The sequence below is a fragment of the Pauljensenia sp. C0170B5 genome (assembly GCF_056590195.1).
This window is the reverse complement of record NZ_JBWPVR010000001.1, coordinates 715558-722548: the sequence shown is the minus strand read 5'-3', so window position 1 is coordinate 722548 and position 6991 is coordinate 715558. Positions and strand designations below refer to the sequence as shown.

General features: G+C 59.9%; 7 protein-coding genes and 1 tRNA gene. 3 read left to right on the top strand and 5 right to left on the bottom strand.

Annotation, left to right across the window (positions count from 1 at the left end; translation table 11 throughout):
• Nucleotides 1-444: 444 nt before the first annotated feature.
• The 5 genes from rplA to AC1EJZ_RS03225 form a co-directional block, all read right to left on the bottom strand.
• Entirely contained in the window at nt 445-1158 is a 714-nt protein-coding gene (rplA, locus tag AC1EJZ_RS03245) for a 50S ribosomal protein L1 (RefSeq protein WP_058237181.1), read from the bottom strand.
• 74 nt (nt 1159-1232) lie between these two features.
• Complete coding sequence (gene rplK / locus AC1EJZ_RS03240; protein ID WP_058237182.1) at nt 1233-1664, bottom strand: 50S ribosomal protein L11; 432 nt, start codon at nt 1662-1664, stop codon at nt 1233-1235.
• Between the two features lie 200 nt (nt 1665-1864).
• The gene (gene nusG, locus AC1EJZ_RS03235) at nt 1865-2854 is read right to left on the bottom strand and encodes a transcription termination/antitermination protein NusG (RefSeq protein ID WP_480289473.1); all 990 of its coding nucleotides are present in this window, start codon (nt 2852-2854) and stop codon (nt 1865-1867) included.
• A 100-nt stretch (nt 2855-2954) separates the two neighbouring features.
• Nucleotides 2955-3251, bottom strand: a complete 297-nt coding sequence (gene secE / locus AC1EJZ_RS03230; protein ID WP_480293955.1) for a preprotein translocase subunit SecE — start codon at nt 3249-3251, stop codon at nt 2955-2957.
• Nucleotides 3252-3334: 83 nt separating this feature from the next.
• A tRNA-Trp gene (locus AC1EJZ_RS03225) sits at nt 3335-3408 on the bottom strand.
• 204 nt (nt 3409-3612) lie between these two features.
• Between AC1EJZ_RS03225 and AC1EJZ_RS03220 the strand changes: the two genes are divergently transcribed.
• The 3 genes from AC1EJZ_RS03220 to AC1EJZ_RS03210 all read left to right on the top strand — a co-directional run bounded on the left by AC1EJZ_RS03220 (nt 3613) and on the right by AC1EJZ_RS03210 (nt 6990).
• Nucleotides 3613-4827, top strand: a complete 1215-nt coding sequence (locus tag AC1EJZ_RS03220; RefSeq protein ID WP_480293938.1) for a pyridoxal phosphate-dependent aminotransferase — start codon at nt 3613-3615, stop codon at nt 4825-4827.
• A gap of 197 nt (nt 4828-5024) precedes the next feature.
• A complete protein-coding gene (locus AC1EJZ_RS03215; RefSeq protein ID WP_058237184.1) occupies nt 5025-5864 on the top strand; it encodes an alpha/beta hydrolase in 840 nt (279 codons plus the stop codon).
• Nucleotides 5865-5889: 25 nt separating this feature from the next.
• Nucleotides 5890-6990 (top strand): adenosine deaminase, encoded by a 1101-nt coding sequence (locus AC1EJZ_RS03210; protein ID WP_480293954.1) that lies wholly within the window; start codon nt 5890-5892, stop codon nt 6988-6990.
• The last annotated feature ends 1 nt before the right edge of the window (nt 6991 follow it).

Genomic DNA, 6991 nt, shown 5'->3' with positions numbered 1-6991 from the left:
TCCACGATCACTTGGTGGTCAGTGGTGAGGATTTCGAGTCCGTGCAACGTCGGTTGCAAAGGTGTCTCTACTCGCTGCCGAGAGTAAGACGAAATGCGGATGAGACCGGACGCGGAAAAGGTGGCACGCAACGAAGACGTTCCACTAGAGAGTCGCCATTTGCTGAAGTCGGCTCAGGTCAAAATGCCATGCGCTGGAGACGGCGTGCTAGAAAGGGGCCGCGCATTCAAGACAGGGCTCATCGATGACGGCACACAATGGGGGTGGGTTCGCACACGCGTGCGAACCCACCCCCATTTATCAAGATTGCGACGTGACGCGGGCGCTGCGGCACCCTCGTCGAGGATCGCTCAGGCATCAATCCGCCTGGTCATCAACCCAACCGGTCATCTCTGCAACCGATCGCCGAAGCACCGAGAATCAATGCCGTCAGGCATCGAACAATCAGTCGTCAGTGCCGAGCAGATCGCGCGTCTTGGTCGGATCCAACGGGATGCCAGGGCCCATCGTCGTTGAAACGGTGGCCTTCGTGATGTAGCGGCCCTTGGAGGAGGACGGCTTCAGACGCAGGACTTCATCGAGGGCAGCGGCGTAGTTTTCCGTCAGCTGCTCAGCAGTGAAGGATGCCTTGCCGATGATGAACGCCAGGTTCGCGTGCTTGTCCACACGGAACTCGATACGGCCACCCTTGATCTCCTTGACAGCCTTGCCAACTTCCATCGTGACCGTTCCGGTCTTCGGGTTCGGCATGAGGCCACGAGGACCGAGGACGCGACCCAGACGGCCAACCTTGCCCATCATGTCAGGGGTTGCGACGGCCACATCAAAATCGGTGTAGCCCTTCTGGACCTTCTCAATCAGTTCGTCGCCGCCGACCTCGTCAGCTCCGGCGTCGATCGCTTCCTGCGCGCGCGGGCCCACAGCGAAGACCAAGACCCGTGAGGTCTTGCCAGTGCCGTGCGGCAGGGAAACGGTTCCGCGGACCATCTGGTCTGCTTTACGGGGATCGACACCCAGTCGGAACATCACCTCAACGGTGGCGTCAAACTTGGTGACAGTGGTTTCTTTTGCCAGTTTCATGGCTTCAAGAGGTTCGTATACCTCACCGGCGTGGATCTTCTCCGCGGCGGCCCGGTAGCTCTTCGAGCGCTTTGTCATTCTGCTATCTCCTTGCAGGTGTGGTGTGTTCGGGCAAGCGCTTGCCCTTCCACAAAGATTGGTTTGGTGACGTATCAGTCGCTGACGGTGATGCCCATGGAACGGGCGGTGCCGGCAATGATCTTGATCGCGGCTTCGATGTCGTTGGCGTTGAGGTCCTGCATCTTGGTCTCAGCGATCTCGCGAACCTGATCTTTGGTCAGGTTTGCCACCTTGGTGGTGTGAGGCGTCGGTGAGCCCTTGTCCACGCCAGCCGCCTTCTTGATCATCTGTGCAGCCGGAGGCGTCTTGAGAACGAACGTGAACGTACGGTCTTCATAGACGGTGATCTCAACAGGGACGATATTGCCGCGCTGAGATTCGGTTGCAGCGTTGTACGCCTTGGTGAACTCCACGATGTTCACGCCGTGCTGGCTCAGTGCCGGGCCAACTGGCGGAGCCGGAGTTGCAGCACCGGCAGGGATCTGCAGCTTGATCAGGCCGGTGACCTTCTTCTTTGGTGCCATATAAGTTACGGGTCTTTCATTGGTGATTCGAAGCGAACCGACGGTTGCCGATCCGCCTGCGCGTCCTACACGCAAATGCAGACGCACAAACAGCGATGATATCGCGTCAGATACCTTGATCCCAAGTTCTCGTGCGCGACATCACTCACTAAGCTGTGCGCAACACCTGGGCGGGCGTGTCCGCCCCTGCGCCGCGGTGACTAGTCGTCGATCTTTTGAACCTGATCGAAGTTGAGTTCCAGAGGCGTTTCGCGCTCGAAAATCGTGACCAGAACTTTCAGCTTCTGGGTCTCGGGCATGATCTCGGAGATTACGGCGTTCATCGTTTCGAACGGTCCGTCCACCACTGTGACAACTTCGCCCACCTCGTAGCTGACCTTGAGTTCCTGAACCGGAGCCGGGCCAGTCTTGTTTTCCTGAGCGGCCTCTTCCATGACGTTCGGGGTGAGCATCATGACAACCTCATCTTCAGACAGAGGCATCGGATTGTGCTGATCACCAACGAAGCCGGTCACGGCTGGCGTTTCCTTGACAACTCGGTATGACGCGTCAGTGAAGTCCATGCACACCAGGACGTATCCGGGGATGCGCACACGACGCACACGCTTCTTCTGAGAGCCGCGGAATTCCATGACATATTCGTCGGGAACCTCAACGCGGTAGATGTAGTCCTCCATGTTCTGGCTGGTGATGCGCTGTTCAAGGTTAGCCTTGACCTTGCGCTCGTGGCCGGAATACGTGTGGATGACGTACCAGTCGCCTGGCAGAAGGCGCAGCTCGCCACGCAGAACTTCGATGGGGTCTTCGATTTCGTCAGCCGCGGATTCAGTGTCCGCATCGCCCGGCTGCTCGCTTGCTTCAGCGTCGCCAATTTCCGAGGGTGGCTGATCCTTAGCAGGCACCTCATCATGAGCGGGCGCCTCAGCTACAGCCGCATCAGCATCGGATCCACCGTGCTCGGTGGCAGCAACTGACTCAATCACAGCTGCAGTTTCTTCCTGCGCGAGGGTGGAGTCAGCTGTCTCGACGCCATCAGCTGTCTCGGCGCCATCAGCTTTCTGCGCGCCGCTGCCCTCCGATACAGATTCGGATGCAGAGACGAACTGAGGGGCAGAATCAGCGTCGACGTGCGTATCGTTTACAGCGGTAGTCTCATCCGCATCTGGTGCGTTTTCAATGTGGTCGCTCACGTGTCCTCCTTCAGAGCCAACGCGCGTGGGCTTGTCAGCAGTGGTTGACGAACCGTAGAAGAAACCCGCCTGCAGGTTCCTGCCGGCGGGTCAATCGGGTTCAGCCGAATATCAATGCGTTTAGCTTACCGAATATCAGGTCTAAAAGTCCTGTGTATGCCATCACAGCGGTGACGAAGACGATCACGACAACGAAGTACGTCCATGTTTCGTTGCGAGTCGGATACGTCACCTTCTTCATCTCAGCGATGACCTGGCTGATGAACAGGCGAATGCGGGAGAACAGTCCACGCTTTTCGCCTTCCTCATGCGTCGACTTCTCACGGCTCGGAGTCGGTGCAATCTTCGTGCGGTCACGACGCACAGGAGCGCTCGGCTTGTCCGGCACGTCGGGCAGACCGTCATTGTCGGGTCCGCCAAGTGCGCGACTGTCGCTCACAGAACCTCTCCTTGTCGTGTAGGCCGATATCTACAATGTAGCAGGGCAGGCGGGAATCGAACCCACAACCGCCGGTTTTGGAGACCGGTGCGCTACCTAATTGCGCCACTGCCCTTCACCGCTTGTCACAGGCTGACGCCCATGACCCGCCCCGCTAGTTTAGGGCGTTAACGCGCCAGTGTACAACTTCACGCCGCATGTAGAAAATCACAGATCTGCGATTTTGGCTTCCACCGTCCGCACCAGCACCCCTGATCATAGCGCGTCCATTCCTAGGAATTTTCTTCCGCACGGCCTCCAATCGTGCAACGATAGAGACATGTCGAACCAAACTGCTCACCGCGCCTCAGCGCGTCTTCGTTCCATCACACCATCAGCGACTTTAGCCGTGGATGCCAAGGCGAAAGCTCTCAAGGCTCAGGGCGTCCCCGTCATTGGTTTCGGCGCCGGCGAACCTGACTTCCCGACCCCCAACCAGATCGTCGAAGCAGCCGCCAAAGCCTGCCACGATCCTCGGATGCATCGTTACAGCCCAGCCTCAGGTCTGCCGGAATTGCGCGAGGCAATCGCAGCCAAGACGCTGCGCGACTCGGGCTACGAGGTCGACCCCAGCCAGATTCTGGTCACCAACGGCGGCAAGCAGGCCGTGTTCGAGGCGTTCGCAGCTGTCCTCGATCCCGGTGATGAAGTTCTCCTGCCAACCCCCTACTGGACGACCTACCCGGAGGCCATCAAACTTGCCGGAGGCACCACGGTTCCCGTTTTTGCCGGTGCTGACCAGGATTACAAAGTCACCGTTGACCAGCTCGAAGAGGCACGCACCGACAAGACTGTGGCATTGCTGCACTGTTCCCCCTCGAACCCGACAGGCACGGTGTACACACCCGAGGAGACTCGCCAAATCGGCCAGTGGGCACTGGAGCACGGTATCTGGGTCATCACCGATGAGATCTACGAGCATCTGCTGTACGACGGCGCCCAGACTGCTCACGTTGTCAAGCTGGTTCCCGAACTGGCTGACCAGACCCTCGTCCTTAACGGCGTCGCAAAGACATACGCGATGACCGGCTGGCGTGTGGGCTGGATGGTTGGCCCGCAGGACATGGTCAAGGCGGCCACATCTTTCCAGTCTCACTTAACCTCCAACGTCAACAACGTTGCCCAGTGGGCTGCCAAAACCGCGCTCGAGGGTGGCCTGGAGGACGTGGAGCGTATGCGCCAGGCGTTTGACCGCCGCCGACGCACGATGATCGACATGCTCAGTGAAATCGAAGGATTGACCGTACCCACACCGAAGGGCGCCTTCTACGCGTACCCATCGGTGGAGGGACTATTGAACACCTCCATTTGCGGCACCACGTGCACCACGTCCGCTGAACTCGCCGACTTCATCTTGAAGGAAGCTGAGGTCGCGGTAGTGCCGGGTGAGGCCTTTGGCCCCAGCGGCTTTATTCGCCTGTCGTACGCGCTTTCCGACGATGATCTGGCAGAAGGCGTTGGCCGTATTCAAAAGCTCCTGGCTGACCGCGACTAAGACTCACTTTCTGCCTGGGCGAGGCTGATCGCTGGTTCAGCATCGGCGAGCGTTGTTTCTGCTTCAGCATCGGCGAATTCCATCTCAGTCTCAGCATGCCCGCACCTGACCATTTGCTGTTGCGGTCGCACCACCAATTCTGCCCTTTTGGCGCTGATAAGCGCTCATCAGCGCCTTTTAACAGGCACAATAGTGGTATGCAGTTGTTCACCCATCACACATCCGATCCCCAGCCTCACGGCACCGTCTTGATCTGCCACGGATACGCCGAGCATCAAGGCCGCTACAGGCGCCTCGTCGATTCTCTCAATCACGATGGCTACGACGCAGTGACATTCGATCTGAGCGGACACGGAAGTGCAGATGGTCCACGTGCTCAAGTCGATGTCGGCCGTCTCATTACAGAGCACCGCGCAGCGCGCGCAGACGCCCTCGCCAATTCGCGCACGTCGCAGCTATTTGTGTTGGGTCATTCCATGGGCGGCATTATCACCGCTGCATCTGTCCTCATCGATCCGGATCATGTTGCCGGCATGGTGCTGACCGGTCCGGCATTTCGTCCCGCCGCGCCGATCACTGCCAAGGTAGCTCGCTCCATGCTGACACTGGCTCGCGTCGCCCCCGGATTGCCCACAGCGAAGCTTGATGCGGGCGGCGTCTCGCGCGACCCTGACGTGGTGGACGACTACGAAAACGATCCGCTCAATTTCCATGGACCCGTCCCGCTGATCACTGCTCTGACGATGTGCGTTCAGGGCGACCACACGATCGCACGAGCCGATTCACTCAGCGTGCCCACCCTGGTCATCCACGGCTCACATGACCATCTTGCTCGCCCGAGTGGGTCAGAGGAATTCGTGCGCAATGCTCGACTGTCACTGGCATGGGGCACGCACACCCCCGACGCGCACCTACGCGTCATCGACGGCGCATACCACGAAGTACTGAACGAGCCTGAAGGTCCCGGCCTGATGCGGGATATCGCCTTGTGGATGGACGCGCGCCGGCCGGCTGCCGATAATGGTGCTGATGCCTGAACATTCTCACAGCATGCCCCCGCCGATGCCGCTGCGTCCGATTGCTTCACCCAGTCCCAGTGACCAGCCCATATTGACGAAGGCGGCGCCCACGCCCCCCGGCCGGCGGCCCCTGGCCACATTGCCCAAGGCACAGCTGCATCTGCACTTCACCGGCGCGATGCGACCGCGCACTCTGGTCGAACTCGCTGTGGAAAAAGGCGTCCGACTGCCGCCTCATTTGCTGGACATGGATCCGCTCACGGTCCCGGCAGATGCGCGCGGATGGTTCCGCTTCCAGCGCGCCTACGATGCAGCCCGCGTGTTAGTTCGCACCGAGGATGTTATGCGCCGCCTCGTGCGTGAGGCTGCCGAGGATGACGCGGCGGAAGGCTCTGTGCATCTGGAAATGCAGGTTGATCCCACGTCGTATGCACCGTGGGTCGGCGGCATCACTCCCGCCCTCGAAATCATTCTGGACGAGGCGCGCGCATCCAGCGAAGCAACTGGTGTGGATGTCAGCATCGTGGTCGCTGCCTCTCGTATCCGCCACCCCTTAGATGCACGCACCCTCGCCCGCCTGGCATCTCAGTACGCTGGCAGGGAGCCGGGCACCGTCGTGGGATTCGGTCTGTCCAACGACGAGCGGGTGGGCTCAACCGCGCAGTTCGGTGCTGCCTTCAACATTGCGCGTGACGCTGGTCTTGCGTCGGTTCCGCATGGAGGCGAGCTGCTGGGAGCCTCATCGGTGCGTGAAGTCCTAGCAGCGCTCTCCCCGACCCGGCTGGGACACGGTGTCAGGAGCGCGGAGGATCCGGACCTGCTCAAGCGCCTGGTCGATGACGGCATTGCGTTGGAAGTATGTCCCACGTCTAACGTGCACCTCGGGGTGTATCCAGACATTGCGCACGTCCCTTTGCCTGACTTGATGACGGCCGGCGCCACAATCGCCTTGAGCGCCGACGACCCGTTGCTGTTCCACTCGCGCCTGTTGGCTCAATACGAGGCTGCTCGAGATGTTTTCGGTCTGAGCGACGAGCAGCTTGCGGAACTGGCCCGTCAGTCGATCCGCGCCTCCCTGGTGTCATTTGACCGCAGGCGCATCTGGAACGCGCAGATTGATCGGTGGTTGGCCAATGAGCCGTGAG

Bases quoted from the DNA above. Each gene is read 5' to 3' on its own strand.
- AC1EJZ_RS03210 (WP_480293954.1), top strand. From the start codon at position 5,890: ATGCCGCTGCGTCCGATTGCTTCACCCAGTCCCAGTGACCAGCCCATA.
- rplA (WP_058237181.1), bottom strand. From the start codon at position 1,158: ATGACAAAGCGCTCGAAGAGCTACCGGGCCGCCGCGGAGAAGATCCAC.
- AC1EJZ_RS03220 (WP_480293938.1), top strand. From the start codon at position 3,613: ATGTCGAACCAAACTGCTCACCGCGCCTCAGCGCGTCTTCGTTCCATC.
- AC1EJZ_RS03215 (WP_058237184.1), top strand. From the start codon at position 5,025: ATGCAGTTGTTCACCCATCACACATCCGATCCCCAGCCTCACGGCACC.
- rplK (WP_058237182.1), bottom strand. From the start codon at position 1,664: ATGGCACCAAAGAAGAAGGTCACCGGCCTGATCAAGCTGCAGATCCCT.